General features: G+C 32.5%; 15 protein-coding genes. 7 read left to right on the plus strand and 8 right to left on the minus strand.

The window, feature by feature from the left end:
- Nucleotides 1-48 precede the first annotated feature (48 nt).
- From J2W48_RS09020 to J2W48_RS09035, 4 genes are all read left to right on the plus strand, one after another.
- Nucleotides 49-1,251 carry an ABC-three component system protein gene (locus J2W48_RS09020; RefSeq protein ID WP_310280474.1) on the plus strand — a complete coding sequence of 401 codons (1,203 nt, stop codon included), beginning with the start codon at nucleotides 49-51 and terminating at the stop codon, nucleotides 1,249-1,251.
- 2 nt (nucleotides 1,252-1,253) lie between these two features.
- Nucleotides 1,254-1,982, plus strand: a complete 729-nt coding sequence (locus J2W48_RS09025; protein ID WP_310280476.1) for an ABC-three component system middle component 1 — start codon at nucleotides 1,254-1,256, stop codon at nucleotides 1,980-1,982.
- Nucleotides 1,975-4,188, plus strand: a complete 2,214-nt coding sequence (locus tag J2W48_RS09030) for an AAA family ATPase (RefSeq protein WP_310280478.1) — start codon at nucleotides 1,975-1,977, stop codon at nucleotides 4,186-4,188. Before J2W48_RS09025 ends, J2W48_RS09030 begins: the two co-directional genes overlap by 8 nt.
- A gap of 481 nt (nucleotides 4,189-4,669) precedes the next feature.
- The gene (locus J2W48_RS09035) at nucleotides 4,670-5,686 is read left to right on the plus strand and encodes a hypothetical protein (RefSeq protein WP_310280480.1); all 1,017 of its coding nucleotides are present in this window, start codon (nucleotides 4,670-4,672) and stop codon (nucleotides 5,684-5,686) included.
- A gap of 209 nt (nucleotides 5,687-5,895) precedes the next feature.
- Here the strand turns inward: J2W48_RS09035 and J2W48_RS09040 are convergent, their stop codons facing one another.
- From J2W48_RS09040 to J2W48_RS09075, 8 genes are all read right to left on the minus strand, one after another.
- On the minus strand, nucleotides 5,896-6,381 hold the full coding sequence (locus J2W48_RS09040) for a hypothetical protein (RefSeq protein WP_310280481.1): 486 nt from the start codon (nucleotides 6,379-6,381) through the stop codon (nucleotides 5,896-5,898).
- Nucleotides 6,381-7,091 (minus strand): DUF3800 domain-containing protein, encoded by a 711-nt coding sequence (locus tag J2W48_RS09045; RefSeq protein WP_310280483.1) that lies wholly within the window; start codon nucleotides 7,089-7,091, stop codon nucleotides 6,381-6,383. The genes J2W48_RS09040 and J2W48_RS09045 overlap by 1 nt, the downstream gene beginning before the upstream one ends.
- A 32-nt stretch (nucleotides 7,092-7,123) precedes the next feature.
- Nucleotides 7,124-8,872 carry a DUF4209 domain-containing protein gene (locus J2W48_RS09050; RefSeq protein ID WP_310280485.1) on the minus strand — a complete coding sequence of 583 codons (1,749 nt, stop codon included), beginning with the start codon at nucleotides 8,870-8,872 and terminating at the stop codon, nucleotides 7,124-7,126.
- An 84-nt stretch (nucleotides 8,873-8,956) separates the two neighbouring features.
- A complete protein-coding gene (locus J2W48_RS09055) occupies nucleotides 8,957-9,640 on the minus strand; it encodes a hypothetical protein (protein ID WP_310280487.1) in 684 nt (227 codons plus the stop codon).
- Nucleotides 9,641-9,705: 65 nt separating this feature from the next.
- Nucleotides 9,706-10,896, minus strand: coding sequence for an HNH endonuclease (locus J2W48_RS09060; RefSeq protein WP_310280489.1), 1,191 nt, complete (start codon nucleotides 10,894-10,896; stop codon nucleotides 9,706-9,708).
- A 10-nt stretch (nucleotides 10,897-10,906) separates the two neighbouring features.
- Nucleotides 10,907-11,506 (minus strand): M48 family metalloprotease, encoded by a 600-nt coding sequence (locus J2W48_RS09065; protein WP_310280491.1) that lies wholly within the window; start codon nucleotides 11,504-11,506, stop codon nucleotides 10,907-10,909.
- Nucleotides 11,503-11,811, minus strand: coding sequence for a hypothetical protein (locus tag J2W48_RS09070; protein WP_310280493.1), 309 nt, complete (start codon nucleotides 11,809-11,811; stop codon nucleotides 11,503-11,505). Before J2W48_RS09070 ends, J2W48_RS09065 begins: the two co-directional genes overlap by 4 nt.
- Before the next feature lie 306 nt (nucleotides 11,812-12,117).
- Nucleotides 12,118-12,954: a competence protein CoiA gene (locus tag J2W48_RS09075; RefSeq protein ID WP_310280495.1), complete on the minus strand. Its 837-nt coding sequence runs from the start codon at nucleotides 12,952-12,954 to the stop codon at nucleotides 12,118-12,120.
- Nucleotides 12,955-13,474: 520 nt separating this feature from the next.
- Between J2W48_RS09075 and J2W48_RS09080 the strand changes: the two genes are divergently transcribed.
- From J2W48_RS09080 to J2W48_RS09090, 3 genes are read left to right on the plus strand one after another with little or no spacing between them, the layout of a single operon-like run.
- Complete coding sequence (locus J2W48_RS09080; protein ID WP_310280497.1) at nucleotides 13,475-14,701, plus strand: ABC-three component system protein; 1,227 nt, start codon at nucleotides 13,475-13,477, stop codon at nucleotides 14,699-14,701.
- The gene (locus tag J2W48_RS09085) at nucleotides 14,698-15,150 is read left to right on the plus strand and encodes a three component ABC system middle component (protein ID WP_310280499.1); all 453 of its coding nucleotides are present in this window, start codon (nucleotides 14,698-14,700) and stop codon (nucleotides 15,148-15,150) included. The genes J2W48_RS09080 and J2W48_RS09085 overlap by 4 nt, the downstream gene beginning before the upstream one ends.
- On the plus strand, nucleotides 15,147-17,003 hold the full coding sequence (locus tag J2W48_RS09090; protein ID WP_310280501.1) for a DUF3732 domain-containing protein: 1,857 nt from the start codon (nucleotides 15,147-15,149) through the stop codon (nucleotides 17,001-17,003). The genes J2W48_RS09085 and J2W48_RS09090 overlap by 4 nt, the downstream gene beginning before the upstream one ends.
- The last annotated feature ends 3 nt before the right edge of the window (nucleotides 17,004-17,006 follow it).

Raw genomic sequence — 17,006 nt, forward strand, 5'->3', positions numbered from 1 at the left:
TAGTATTATTTAAGAAAATAATATACATTTAATGTTTAAATTCTTTCAATGTCAAGAAACGCAACCTCAAGTTGGAGCGGTTATGCTCACCAAGGTAAAATAGGTTTACTTATAGCTTTAAAAAAAATTAATGCTTTACATGGTAGTGCTCACAACCTGTCAGAATTTGTGTTAGAATATGAAACTCAGGAAGATGCAAAGATTTCTAATCTAGGTGTTGTTTTAGAAGTACATCAGGTAAAGGCTTTGCAAAGTTCAGAAACTATTGGTAGCTACACTGAAGCACTTTCTGTTTTTGAAGTCTGTCCAGGAAGCAATTATTTACATTCCATTTGTGAAATAAGAAATTGGTCAAATTTAACAGCTGCTCAAAATCCTGGAGGAGTCATTCGCTATCCATACAGCGCAGTTTTAAATCATTGTCCACTTGCCGATATTTTTACTTACATAGATACTGAAATACAAACGTTACTTTCAAACCAAATGCATCCTCAACACGATAACACTGGTTGGCGTGAAAACGTCTTTCAGGAATTTCTAGCAACATTGGATGAGAAAATCCGATACGAGCATCAACATCATAATGCTGCAACTTACAACATAAGCTTCAGTTTAGATGAAATTGTTGGTATTATGACCGCTCCTGGTGTAAAGTCAAAAAGTAAATTATCTGCAATCCGAAATGCATTATATCAGGAGTATCTTAAATTCATTGATGACTTAGAAAGCAATACATTTACCCCTACACCTGAACATGAGAAACTTATTGACATGGCATTGGAAGCTATTTATAAGTTATCGAACGACCAACTGATACAATTCCTGAAAAATATAAATCCGCATACAACTCAAGGCAAAATTTTAGAACATTGTGAAACAACGGATGCTTTTTTTAGCTCAGATGCTTTCTACGGAACTTTTTTGACTACATTGATAGGGGTAACAGAAATTGATTACTCTTTGGATGGAAATGTTATACCAAACTATTTTAAGGATGTCAGTTATATCCTTACCGCAATTCAGTCTTCTGAAATGCAAAAAAGGCATCACGCCAAAAGTATACTTACTAATGAATCAATTAACTTCTCTGCATATGAAACGGATTATATAATAACTCAGAACTATAGTGGAGAATTGGGAGAATGTGCAGCAAAAATCAGTATTATTGGAAGAGATTCTACTAAATTCTGCAACCCAAAAAAAATGCAGTTTATCCCTCATACAGAAGCAATAGATAAATTAAATGCCTAATAATGAAAGAACTTATAGAGATTGTTTTTGCTGAAAGTGGATTTATAGAATCCGGTCATAAGGATTCAGCCATATTTTATAAAAAACAGGATGAACAAAAAAAAGAGTATTATTTGGTAGATTTTATCAATCCTCAGGATCTTACAGATTTTATGAGTAAAGAAAAAGCTAATAATATATTTGAACTCTTTGAAGAACAGAAGAAACAAGGAGTAGACATAGAGAAGAATACTTCTTTGCTTTTATGCGTGCGACTTAATAATATAAAAAGTGATATTAACGTAATAAAAAATGATATACTTCTTATTGAGGAAGATGATTTTTGGTTTAAGAAGTATGTAATAACTTATTCAGACACCTCAGTGCCAGATGCTCCTGTAAGCGGAACATACCTAGAGTATTTTAATCAATTATTGTTAGATAATGATACTTTTAGAGAGTACAAAAATGATGTATATTTGAATGAAAAATACTTTTTGGTCATTCAGTTGTTTCTTAAACTCCCATTTCTTAATGTTCCGATAAACACTCAGAATAATTTTAATACAATTGGAGATATTCTAAGCCAGCAGCTTTCCACTATTGAAATGCAATTTGCACTTAATCTCAATAGTATTGAGGGACTTGAAGATGCTGAATATTGGGAAAGATTAAAAAATAATTGTGTAGCTAGCACAGATTCAGATGATTTGATTAAGGAATTCTTTGATAAATTTGAACACAATGCTTAGATTAGAAAAAATTTATCTTGAAAATTTCAAGGGAATAGCCAGCTCGAAAATAGTTGATTTCGAAAATGCAGACTTCTCAATTTTAAATGGTCCAAACGGCTTTGGAAAAACAACGATTTTTGACGCCATTGAGCTATGTCTGAGAGGCAAACTTGAAAGAACCGTTCAATTCAGTAATATTCAGAAAAATACGCAGAACTATAAAAAGCCTTTTTATCAGAATACTGTCGGAAAAGATGTAACGATTAAGGTACTTTTTAGAGATACAACAACAAACAGTGCTCATATTTTTATAAAATTTCTTGACAAGGACAATTCAGGTAAGATTGGTAATTCCAAATCATTTAGACCGGATGCGTGGGGAATTTTAGAAACTTATTATAGTGATAATGAAGCAGTTTTTCCAGTGGCTTTTGACAAGGATGTATTGGAGGAATATAGCCAGCAACAAATTGACGAATTATTTTTCACAAATGCTTATTTAAGCCATCAAAACTTATATCCTCTATTCAATTATCTGCAACAGGAAGAGAATATTTATTTTCTTAAAAAAGATGAAGAAGAAAAAAAAGAAGAACTTAATTTTCTTTTTCAGACCCAACAACAAGCCACAGAACTTGATAAATTAAATTTCATTTTAAAAGGAATCAAGTCTTCCAAAGATTTACTTACTGAAAAGGTAAAACAGCTTGGAAATAGTGCAAACGAAGGCGAAACTCAAACCTACTTAAAATTATTTACTGATAAGGAGATAGCATATGACAATGAGGAACCATTTTCAGGTGTCGAACCTGCTAATATAACCGTAGTGTACGAAGCATATACAAAAGATTTGGAAATACTTGAAGAGTTTAGCAACACTTTTGATTTTAGGGAGTATAATAAAGATAAACTAAGGGAATCTATTAGTTATGCGATAGATAACAGCAATATTCTTAACGCCTTTGCTCTTCAGATTTTATGCAGGTTGGAAAACTTTGAAAAGCTTCAGTTATTGGATCAACGTAAGACTAAGTTTGAAAAGGCTCTTATAAACATTGAAAACAATGAATATGAAACTTCCGTCTTAGAAGAACTTGGATTCGAGCAAGATTTTATTCTGGCTTATGATATTGCTATCAAGGAAAAAAACACCCAAGAAAAAGAAATTGGAGATATTGGTAATATAATTAACGATTTAAATAATGCCCGAAAAACTGCAGTTGAAAAGGCAACTGAAGTACCTGACCTTACACATCCTGCAAATTGCCCACTTTGTGATACTAGTTTTGAATCCGCCGATTTACTTCGTAGTGTTATTGATAACAAGACTATCGCTTTAACTAACTTTAATAAGATACAATTAAACAAGTTGCAGGAATTGAATACTGCAATTAAAACTAATTTCCAGTTGATTATAAAGCAGGCAATTACAGATTATTTCAGTAAAAAAGAAAATCAGATAGAATCTGCTTTTTTTGCTCGTGTTCGTGAATTTAGAGGATTTGATGAAAGAATTAAACGATTTCAAAATGTTCTTTCCGAAAACAGTATAAGCTTTGACACTTATATACTGTTCTTACCTTTATCTATTTCTCAATTAGACGAACACGTAGAGAAATTGCGATTTGAAATGACTAAAATCCTATCTGATATAGTTCCTGACCAAGAAAAATTATTGCACAAACATCTTTATAAAGACTTGTTTTCAGAAAAGAGCTCTTTACTGGTTAGTCCTTCTGAAGTACAAAATAAAAAGAAGTACGTTGAATACAAATTTAATGAGTCCCGAATGTTCTCATTAAATATTTTTAATGCACGATTAACGAAGTTTAGCGAATTGGAGGTTAAGATTACAAAGATAAAAAATGCACTTGATCAATCTATTAAAAAGTATAAAATGGAAATGATCGAGAAAATTAAAATACCGTTTTATCTCTATTCAGGTAAAATTCTGCAGAATTATCAACAGGGATTGGGAATTTTTATTGATATGCAAGGAACTACTAACAGAGTAAGATTTCTTACCGATAGTGAATCAGATCATGATATTATCCATCATCTTAGTTCTGGTCAGCTAGCTGTTGTATCTATTGCTTTTTGTCTCGCTCTAAATAAAGTTTATGAGACAACTAATCACTTTAAATTTTTAGCTATTGATGATCCTGTACAGACATTGGACGACATAAATATTCATTCATTCATTCATAGAACTGATGAGACATGATTTTAAAGATTATCAAATCATTATGTCTACACATGAAGATGATATTGCAAATTACTTGACATATAAGTTTGAAAAATTTGATTTTAAGAGTAAGAGATTGAAGGTTCAAGATCTGTTCTATTCCGGTAGTTGGGATTAATTTGTGGATTTTTTAAATTTGATTAACATTTCATTACATGGCAAATGACTTAGGAGCTGGAGATGTATTTCATTATATATGGACAGCCCAGCGCTATCTTCTGAGATAATAAACGAAAGGATTATAGCATAAGCTCAAAGAATGCTTCTGTCTACTAGTTACAATATCAGTAAGATTGGATATCATCTTGGTTTTGATGACTCTTATTTTGTAAAATATTTTAAAAACACACACGAGTATTTCGCCTTTAGATTTCAGAAGGTGTAACTTAATAGAAATATCAGGGTAAAAACAATTTAATATTTTTGATACAACTACCGGAATTATTTTAAAAAACAGAATATGATTTATCCAAAAATGCTGCTTGCCAATTTTGAAGGTTATAATTCTGAAAAAAAATGCTATTCCAATTGCTTTTTGATTTTTCGTGAAAGTAATTTTTCAAAGCTATGGTTTTACCAAAAAATAGCCAGCCAAAATGTTGTTGTGTGTTCGGAGATAAAGATAAATTATCTCATTCGTGAATATTGCGAACAAGATGGCGGTGATGTGTGGGAAGCATATAAAGTTGCAGAAGTCGAGGAATATTCATTTAACGATTTTTCAGAGATAAGTTTTTCAAACATATTTCATTACGGAATCCCACGATATTCTGAAAGTGATTTTGAAAGTTTAATTAATCAGTTAGGTGGTAGAAAAGTCCCAGAAACAACAACGAAAACTCCTGATTTCCTGATTGAAAGTATTGCTATTGAATTGAAAGATCTACAAAACGAAAGCATGTATGACAAAGGAAGGAGAAAAGCCATTGCTAAAATATTTGAGAATGAGTCTAATTTAGCTGTCTGCCTAAATTTTGAATCTATTGAAGAAGAATATTTAACTGCTTACACGCGGCTTATAACGAATTCAATCAAGAATATCATTAAAAAAGCTTCGACACAAATTAAGGAATACTCAAAAACAAATGAGGTAGAATATGCTGGGGTATTTTTACTGAACACAGGTTACTTTAGTCTGGAGCATGCCCTTTTTAAAGCCATTGTAGAAGATATTCTTAATCGTGAAACCAATACGATAAAGTTTGCGTATATATTCACCCAATGTGTATTGCATAATACGGTAGGGGATTTGCGGTCTGACTATAAGCAAGATTTCATTGGGACTGTACCTGCTATCTTAAAACCTATTGAACAAGCTACCTCACAATTAACAGAAAGAAAAATGTCATCGATATTTCAACCTAGTAGTGATGGCGGAAATGTTATTCCGCCACAACAACCAATATCTTTTTTTGAAGATGGTAAAATCTTTTATTGGAAACCTGAAAGATTAAAACCATCGATTAGTTTTGAATAAGGAAGTCTTAATGATAATAGATAAGATGCTGGTATAATAGTTAATAAAGATAATAATAGAAATAGAAATAATGCTGCAACTACAGGTAGAATAGATGATAAACTTAGAGAAAGACTTGGAGATAATAATAAAGATGCTTATATTTGCAGTGTCATTACCCTCGGGTAAAGGACCTGGTCGGCCACAGCACCTCAGCTGTGGCATTTTTTTTATATAATCCTGTCATTATACCGCTTCTCATAATAAAGCTGGTTTCTATCGTCGTCGATGTGGAAACAAGATATTATAACCATGTCAGGCAATATTTTTTCCATAATGACCAGAAAACCGCCCTCCCTGAACCAAAAGTAGTCCCGTATAGCACCGTCAGATTCTAAATAGCTAAAGCAAGTAACATCATCAGTATTTCTATTTTCCAGTATCGGCTTAATCCAATGAATTTTATTGGCTCTTTTCCTGTCGAAATTGCGATGCCCTTTTGTGCCACGGGTTACGATTTTTACAAAAGTGTGCGGGTAGGCTTCGAAACCTTCTTCCTTTGAATTGCGGACATCTATAAGAACTTTTATCCCGTCAACAAAAAAGTCGTTATCAATGAAATCAACCTTAAAGGCCTGATATAATTCTTCAAGGTGTTCAGGTGAAGGATCAATACCCAAAGCAGGAATTAAATCATCTAAATCAAATAAATCCATCACGATCGTTGTTTGGGTTGGTGATCGAAAATGTTGAATTTGTATTCCCAAGGCTCGGTGCCCTCGTTAAGATGAAAACCCGATTTTTCTTCAAGATAATCAATGAATGTCATTTTATCCTTATTACCTTGTGGAATATTCTGCTGCACTACCCTCGTTTTATAGGTTATTGCGCCAATGAAAAAATCTGCCAACTGGAAGAATAAATTGTCATGCGAATGCAAATGCTGAAAGTGCTTGAATGGAGATTTGCCATGCCATTTGCTATCAAAGACCTCATTGATCTTGCGTAATTTTTCACGGCCGCGCGTATCCTTTACATCGATAAAAACACGATAGGAATGCGTTTCATTATCATTTGGACGCAAAAGATAATACACCATTTTGTAATAAAAATTGTCGTGCGATCCCTGATTGAAATCTTCGTGCTTCAGCCTGTCTTTGTATTTGATCAAAATGCTCCGGAAACAAATATCTACCCCGAAGAAAAAATCTACCAGTTCTTTATAAAGCTCTATCCTTACACCGGAAAAATTCTGCCATTTCAATTCCTTATCGAAATTGTGCTTTTCGAGAACAGCTTTAAATTTTTCAGTCAACACCGCATATTGATCACGGGGAACTTTTATATATCCGATACACATAACCGGGTAATGGTCATTTTCTAAATGACAGCTTTCATCAATAAAAAAATCAAATTCGGTACTCACTTTTGTTTTGTTTAAACATTTGTTATTATAGCTTATTTATTCAATTTATATGCCCCCAATTTTAATGTCGCAGTAATTAAAAGCCACATCCATTCCTGCGAATAATTCATTGGAAGGAAAAAACAATGCGCTATATTATTCCTCAGATTTTCGCCTTGATTAGTAAAAAGATATTTGAACAAAGCAATATCATCAGGTGGAACCAAATCTATGAATTTTTGATTATCTAATAACCTGTCGATTGTAATTCTTTCTTGTGTAGAATTATCTTTAATCTCAATAGCCTGCGCGCCAATCCTTCGGGAAAACTCGCGTAATAATCCTTCAAACTTCAATGCGAGAGAATCTATGCAAAGTATATATGCCTGACGGTTGAATTTATTGAGGCTGAAATCAATTTCAGTCTGACTAAAGAAATTTTCTAAAGCCGGGAAAATTAATTGGGCCCACTGGAAGTGCGTTATTGTTCCATTTGATTTGATGTGTTCCGCATCATCCCCATACCAAGTACTTTTAAGGATAAATTCAGTGATTGTGCTGAAAGAAAACTTACCGCTTAAATGCGCTTTGTGAAAAAACATTGAGAGGTGCTGCATCGATATTGTCTTTAGATAAATATCGTATATATTGAATCCACCTCCAGTCCTTCCGCTGATATTCTTATTCTGATCAAATGTTGTAACACTTACGACTTGCATAAGAGAGTTGGTTATGCTATTGTTTAATTGGTCGGCTTTAGGAAACATATCAGGACAAATGATCAAATATTGGAATAATTGATCAGGCCCAAAATTATCTATTACACCGTCAATTTGCTTTTCTGCATTTTTGAAAAAATCATCAATTGCCGGATCTGAAAATTCAAAGGGGACCGAATTAAGGTTAAGGTTATTTTTTGCCTTATCCATTAATATCGATATTTCCTCGATTTTGTCCTTATTGCCGGCTTTTTTATATTGCTGAAGCGCTTTCATGTAATAGCCCATAACTACGAAAGTACCGTCATGTTTTTTTGAGTCATCAACATAAAATTCAGCTAACTCGTTATAAAACGGCGCAAGCGGCAGATTACTTTTTTGTGCTATGACGAGTTGTACTTTTATATAATCTTTTAAAGCATTCGGATAAAGATTTCCACTAATGACCTTATGAGTATAATCAAAAAAGGCTTTTAGCGTATCCGGAATTTTCTTTCCTTCAACAGCAATAAAATTCATTATTGCATATTCCTGATAGCCGTGAATTCTTCCGGTCCCGAGAATTGAAACAAGATATGCCAATACCTCTTTGCTTTTATATGAAATTTCCTGTGATAACAAAAAAAGGTTTTCGATCAACTCAATATAATTCATTGACAATATAACATCATTGTTCGGGAACGTACAAGTAGTAACATAATCGTAATAATTGTCAACAGCAGCTTTGGCAAAATTGATATGCTTTGCCTTGCTAAGCCAAAGAATGTGATTGTATTTTGCTTTTAACTTTGAATGCGTAATATTTTCTGCGCGAGATTTTAAATAGTCAAGATTATCCTCGAACAATTGTAAGTTTGGATATTCCTGCCTGCCGTTTTCAGTTTGTTGCGTAAACCGGGCTTTTAACTCATTTTTGCGAATGTGAAAATCATTGATAAACAACTCATAAGAGCAAAGTTTTTTTAAATCGTCATCTGTAATTTTATCACGCATTCGTGTAAGTGATGCCGAAATGGTATCATCTTTTTGGATGTTTGTATTCGCTTCGATATAATCGTAATATTCCTGTAGATCGTTAAACATCGTAATAGGTATTTTGAAATTACTCTACCCTTTTTTATCGGATAAAGGCGGAAGATTTCTCTCTTTTAAGTTAATACATGAGGGCTAATTTAAATTTTTATACGCATTTCTGATTGCTTCCATTCTTAGCGTCAATGCCGATAGTCTCCTTTCAACTTCATTAATATCTATATTTTTGACGATATCAATTTCAAGACATTCACAGGAAAAGAAAAATATTTTCTCCAGAAGAATAATGAACTCAAAAAGCATGCTCTTGGCATTATCGATATTAATTTCTGCAATTGAATCGTGATAATTTTTAAAATCAGCATCTATACTAGTTACCGTTGTATTAAGAATTTCTTCGACTTGATTTTCAATGTAAAGTGTTGTTTTAAAAGCCAAAATATCAGCTTTAACTTCTTCCCAAATAGTTATAAGTGCAGGGTGTTCGGAAACAAAATTCGTTAATTTTTCAGGATAAACTTCATAGGTTTCCAAAACGTTTTTTATAGAAAGGTACGCAAGTCTGAGGAAATATTTTTGTTCCCATTCAGATTCAACGGTAAGAATATTTTTTAACTGTATTGCAGTTTCAAGTTTTCCAATTGTAATTAGAGAATTAAATGAAAAAATCAATGCAGATTTGGTAACAGGTGTTTCTATCTTTAACTTAGCCGAAAAAACTGTCATATCCATCGATAGTTTTATTGTTTCAAGGTTTCTTTGTGCATCTAAAATTGACTTATTAATAAAAGCCAAGATTAATTGTTTTTCATTTTCCATAGTAACTGTTTTAGAAATACAAAGGAACAATTTTGTTTATGCAGAAAAGGAAAAATTAACGATTCTTATTTTAATGATTTCATTCTTTCGCTCAATTGCTTAATTGAAAGGTATTCACCATCGAATTTTTTATGCAACATCCGGTGACAATTAGCGCAGACTAATGAAAGGTCCTTCAACGTAGTTTCTCGTATTCCTGGCTGTGATATTGGGATTATATGATGGCATTCGATAAATTCGGCACCGTATATAGAAGGAAATGAAAATTCACAAACCTCACATATTAGCGTATTATTTTTTATAGCCTGATTCTTCTTTTCGTTTACAATTTTTCTGTTTCGTTCTTTAACAAGATGCGAAACTAAAAGAAGTTCTCCTTCGGTTACGCTTAATTCAGGATTTGTATTTTCAAGTTCAGTGAGTATCGATGAAGTAACAGATTCAGATTGGATACCTGCAGCGACAAAACGCCCATGGAACTTTTGCCAAATATCAAACTGCAGTTCATCTACATTTCCAACATTATTGATATTCTTAATACGACAGGCATTCCCTTGCGTAATTCCTCCATATTTCAGTCGATCCCACAATGTTTCTGAAACAGGAATAAAATTTTCAATATTGGTTTTGGCAATGATTTTTACGCGGCGGCCGTATTGATAATCACTCCTGTCATTGGCATCATCTACATGCATGTCAGCAGGCGTCACCAGATGGGTAAATGCAGGAATACCATTTACTTTTTGTCTTATCAATATTATTTCGCCAACTTGTGGCTTGCCCGCATTTGTTTCATGTATTGTAGGGAAATGAAGCGTAAATTCATCGTATGTTAAGTCAAGATAGGCCTCGCCATTAACTTGATTGGTTACATTCTTAAACCAAATTATATCTGCCGGTGTAAAGATCTTCATTGGAACACTATGCCGGCGTACACTTAGTTTGTGATCATCCTGTTCGTAAACTTCCCAAATACCATGCTCAATTGCATCGTATTTCATAACTAATCCTCTTCCTATTTTGAATAAAACATCATAGGGCGAGTGCGAATTTGTCAATCGGGGTTTTCTATTTTCAGGATAATACCCACGCGAATCATGATTTACAGTAATTGCTATAATTTGTGCATTTATTGTTTTTTGATTTACATTTTCCCACTTATCGTTGATGTAATTTTTAATGTCATCATAGGAAGCCTGACCATTTATGTCGTCGATTGCTTCTCTTATCATCTGCCAAACAAAAGGTCTTTCCATAGTTAAATCATTATGAAAACGGCACTATTTCTTTGACAGTACCTATTAAAAGTTCATTGTTATTAATTTTCTCTATCCTTTCTTCTGCAAATCCAACATCTTCGAATGTTATTCTATGCTTTTCAAAACTTGAAATTAACGAATCTCCATAGCCAAACTTTAAGGGATATGAATCTGCATACAATTCATTATTTAAAGCATTCGAAACTTTAATTTCCTGATATAATTCGTCATTAAACTCAATACCATTTCTTATGCAATGCCATGTATTAGGTTCAAGCTGCTTTTCATGAGCATTTAAAAGATGCCCTAATTCGTGCATAATAACTGCTTTAATTTCCCGACGATTAAGATCTGCCTCAGTACATTTTTGCCAATTAATTATGACAAACCGATGATATTCTCCTTGAAAAGGATGATTTGAAATTCCGAAACCAAAGCCATTATCCTTATGACCGCCCATTCTTTCTTTAGTTTCATCCCAAGTGGAAATAAAAATTGTTTCATGGAATTCCCGGTAATGCTCGCATTGCTCCATTAATTCATCATGAATCTCATTCACGAGTTCAGCCAGTAATGGATTTTCAGTTTCGTTGAAAACGATAATCATGATTTTAAAAAAGGGGAATCACGAGGAATTGTAAAAGTCTCGTTACGATAATTTAGCTTTACGAAATCTGCATCAGTACTTTCTAAACTGCCTTTCAATAATCCTTTCAAAAGCGAGTCACATGACAGCATCGCCAAGTGTACAATCGGAATTAAAGTTTCTAAATCTTTTTCGGCGTTACTATTAATAGCATTTTCACAACATTCCTCCATCATTGCTTTGTGCAGGGGATGAATTTCAGGAATTGGTAATTTTTCAATTACGGCATTAAATAATTCTGTGGGGGTTATTACAAGGTCATTCATATTTTTGGTTAGTTTTTTAGTGGTGTAAAGTTAGAACTTATTGCTTTTATTTTTACTATTTATGCTGTCAATGTACATTTGCAAATCATATAAATATATTAATTCCTCATTATCATTATTGATCTGCGCTAACTCTACAAAATTGATATTTTGGTATAATAATTTCTCACCTAGAAGATCCTGTACCAAACGTACCTAAAGGGATGGGCATAAATGCTCATTATAATAAACTTTAAATTCTAAATTGCTGTTAGTGGCTGGCATATCATTATTTCATGTCCCTTTACGAATAGGTTTCTAAGATATCTAAAGGCGTTTTCGGTATTTTTTGTAGCCACCAATGAGGGGAATTCCTCTCCATGAATATATTACTTTATTTGATGACCGAGACATTGTTTGCTGCTGTTCTCTCCGTTCTATTTCATCTTGTTTTCTAAAGTCATTTATGAATTCCTGAACTCGCAGGGTCCATTCTCCATTTGTAGTCGTATTGATGAAAGCTTTACGTGAAATCTCCACAACTCTCGCATGCCTTCCAACTTGCGGGAATAAACAGTAAAGGGTATTTCGCAACCCTTCGGAATCGTCCATTGAACCATCTCCTCGAAAATCAAAGATAACAGGTACAGAACTTTTAAGCCAAGCCTCTGGAAAACAAAACTCTGGAAACCAAACCTGAAATATTCCCGATTTGTCAGTTTGACGCACTTCACTAATTCCAGCACTTTTCCACTCTTTAAGAAAACGAGGATAATCTCTTTTTAGACGTGCGCCGTCAACTACCCAAACCATATTTTTATAAAACAGTTCTCGGGAAGTTCGTTCTTTAGGGTCAATGTGCGAATGTTGAAACTCTACAGCGAGATTATGAACTGTACGAACATCTGCAATATGTTTTTCGCCTGTTCTCTCATTAAATAAAGATATTTCCTGCCAATCGCTTGGATAATTGTTTTTCCAAGTTCGGTGCCATTCTGTTTCAGGTTCCCACCAATTATCACAATCTGTTTTGCTTTTATGTGCCCAATGCCAAATTTTTCGTGTGCCACATTTTGCAATAACAGGCTTTGAACAACAAGAACATAATCCTTTAAGGTGCGGTTGAGCTTCTATCCGATTATTACCTATTAAAGCAAAGTGCATATTTTAGATTTTTTCGAAGGGTTATTATTTACTTGCTAATATAATAATATAAGAAATAGTATTTCAAAATATTTAATCCTTTTCCAACAACATTCGGGTAGCAGGGATGGGTGAACAACGCTTACATCCTTTGTTTTACCACCAAATTTACTCCGGAAAATGGTGGTCAAATTGACCGGTTTTTCCACCAAATCCTCAACCAATCAAAAAACAGTATAAATACCTATTGTGTATAATCTTTAGAATAACTTCCTTGTTACGGTTTTCCGTAATGAAGTGATGGATTTATTCGTGTTATTTGTTGCAGCCCATTCTTGTTTATAAGTTATTTGATTTTAAACAAGTATTATTGTAAAAATTTAAGCTATTGAAACAAGTTCAAAACCGAAATAACCTATTAAAGAGGGCTAATCACTCCACATAATGTTTAAATTTTATTTTAGCCATTTCTAATATTACATTCTAACAATTTATATTTAACCACGAATAATTTACATTTGTTAAAAGCTAACTTTCATTTATGAGTACAATTCAAGACCAACATACGGCTGGGCCAATAGCAATAGGATTTGATTATCAGTTCTATTACTTCATGTACTTAGCACTTGAGCTTAAACAGGGACAGAAGATTGGCTTTGAAGTCAAAGATGATATTCATATTGACAAGCAAGATGGAACAACAATCTTGTATCAGACAAAACATACCATTGTAACAAACGCAAATGGGGATATACAGAATTTAACTACTTTAGATACTGATCTATGGAAAACCCTAAGTAATTGGGTTGATTTTATTAATGCAGATGGTAAAAATTCTACCTTTCTCAATGAGAACTCATTTATCTTAGTTACAAATAAAAGCGAAAATAATAATGATTTTATAGCAACACTAACTCTATTCAAATCAGATAATGATATAGATAAAGTAGTTTTGAAAATAAATGAATTGGAAAATAAAACTCAAGATGATACATTAAAAAAATATCTTAAAAAAGTTAGCAAACTCAGCAAGAGTAAACTGAAACAGTTTTTGAAAAAATTAGAAATAGAAACTGATAATGACGGAATAATAGAAAAAATTAAGAATAGACTTTTGGAAAAATATTACCAGGCTGATTTAGTTGAACCAATATTTGAAAGCTTATCGTCAAATTTGAATATGGCTAAATATATAGACATTAAGGATCGAAAAAAATTTGAGATTTCGAGCGAAGATTTTGCTAAGCGATTTGGAAAATGTTTTAAAGTAGCAACAGAAATTAAACCTTTACCTAGAAGAGAATTTCCTATTTTATTACCAGATGACTTAGAAAATCAAATTTTCATAAAGCAATTAATTGACATAGGAGAGATACAAACCGGTGCAAATGATATTAGGAACTACACTACTCAAATGCTTAAATTTTTAAATCATTTTACTTATTGGTCTGAAGAGGAAAATTTTATTTTACTTACTGATATAGAAGAGTTTAAAAACAATAGTGTTCAAATATGGACAAATGAATTTAAAGCAAAATACAGACAAATAGAGAGACAAATAAATTCTGGTTCGTCTATTGATGATTTAGAAGATGAAGTCAAAAACCTGGCTATTGATTTAGTTGACTATATCAGAAAACAAGATTTATCTATACCGGGATTTTCAGCTTTAGGGGTTGAATTTAGTAACGGACATTATTACGCCCTTTCCGATAACCTTGAAATAGGCTGGCATTATGATTGGGGAAACAAATATAAAAAGGAATGAAAGAAATTTACTATGTGTATAACAACGAAGCAATAGCAAGTTGTATTTTTTTGTCAATACTAAATAACGTAGATAAATTGGATATTGCTCGTTCATGTTTGATTTTACCATTTTTATTGGATGATAGAACGGTTAGTTATTTATCAAGAAACCTAGATAATGAATTAGAATTGGAACAACTGATAAAAGAACAGTCAAGATTATTTACATCTTTCAATAAAAGATATTTGTCATTATTGCCAGTTACTATTAATTCTTTGGTATTACTTAGTAATAGTAATCAAGTAAGCTTGGGAAGTGAAATAGTAAATAATACCAGTTTAAATTTAGAGAAGAAAAACTTAGGAGACCGATTTAATAAAATAGAAGAAGTTATACCGAAGTTTTTATTAATGTTGGAAAAATATTCTACTGTCCAACTCTACAAAACATTAAAAGTACAATTATGAAATTTATACTTCACGAATTAAAGCTCTGGTTTAAGGATGAAAACGCAGTACCTAAAAGCTATCATTTTTTACCCGATAAAGTAAATGTTATAACTGGTGATTCAACTACTGGGAAAACAAGTTTTTGGAATGTAATAGACTATTGCCTTCTATCCGGTAAGGTAACTATTCCAACTGAAATCATAGACAAAGTTTTATGGTTTGGAATTCGATTTACAGTAAATGAAAAAGAAATATCAATAGTTCGAAGAACCCCAAGTAATGGCTCAGTTTCTTCTGATGTATTCTTTAATTTGGGTGGTTTTCCTGATAATCCTGAGGGCAACAAGGAAGTTGCAGAAATCAAGGCAATTTTAGATGAGGAATTTGGAATCACTGATGCTTTGAGATTTCCTTATGGAAAAGGATTAGGTAAAACAACATTCAATATTTCGTATAGACACTTTTTGCTTTTTAACTCATTAACACAAACTATTATTGATGCACCAGAAACGTATTTTGACACTACATTTTATGGGAAAGAAGAATACGACAAAGCGTTAAGTCATATTTTCGATTTAGTTATTGGCGTAAATGATATGGAGAATATCAAAGCCATTGAACGCCTACAAGAAATTGAAGCCGGACTAAAAGCAATTCAAAATCAGGAAAAGGGAAATCAAAATAAAATCAAAAATTTTGAAGCAGAAATATTTAAACTGGTCGAAAAATGTAAAGCATATAAGTTTATTGAATATTCCGAATCTATCGACAGTGTAGATGACGCAATATTGGTGATTAAAGAAACGATAGCCAATACAAAAAAAGTTGCGGAAAATTCAAAATTATTTTCCGAAGTTGATGGTTTGTACAAAAGCAGGAATGCAATACAAACCCAAATTAATGCCATAAGTCAATACCAAAAAGAATACGATCTATATAAAAAGAACCTTAACAAATCTGCTGATAGCTTACAGCCTATTGAGTTTTTAAGTCAGCAATTATCAGATCAATTAGTAGATTCATACGAGACAAAACTATTTGTCGAATCATTAGAATCTTCCTTGAAAAACATCAAGGCTAATCTTTCAAAAAAAATCACCGAACCTCTAAAAGTTACAGGAGATGTGAAAGAATTACGAACGCAAATCCAGGAAATAGATAAACAAATAGCTAAGCTGAACGAAATAAAAAAGAATTATCAATCCGAAGGAGAGAAATTTATTGTCCTTGGTGAAATAAAGTATGCTTATGAGCAGATATTGAAGAAAGAGGTAAGCAAACCTATTGATAAAATCAAACTGAATAGTTTAAATGAGGAAAAAGAACGATTAGCAAAAGTCCCGCAGGAAACATCACAAATTAAATTTTTGATGAAAACAGAGTTGAATCAAAGTATTCAACGAAATTTCAATCTATTAAGCTCTTTGCCAACATATAAGAGTAGTCGCGTAGAGTTTAACAGTGATAAAATGATACTACAATTAATTCCTGATGGACAAATGTTTCCATTGGATAATGTTGGTAGTGCCTCGAATTATATGTTTATGCATTTATGCGTCTATTTAGGACTACACGAACACGTTTTAAATATTGAGCAGGATCATATACCGGAATTTTTATTTATAGACCAACCTAGTACCCCTTATTACGAAGGGAAAAACGATGATAAAGCAAAACTAATTGACGCTTTTACACTACTAAACTCGTTTGTTGATTATATCAGGGTGAAAAAAAATAAGCATTTTCAAATTATTATGGTTGAACATGCGTCTAAAGATTACTGGATAGACAATGAATTATCTTATTTCCATACTGTAGCTGAATTTTTTGAAGGGAAAGGATTAATACCTAATGATATTTACAATAGCTAGCAA

Origin of the sequence: Flavobacterium piscis (genome assembly GCF_031457575.1) — a bacterium.
Classification (GTDB): Bacteria; Bacteroidota; Bacteroidia; order Flavobacteriales; family Flavobacteriaceae; genus Flavobacterium; species Flavobacterium piscis_A.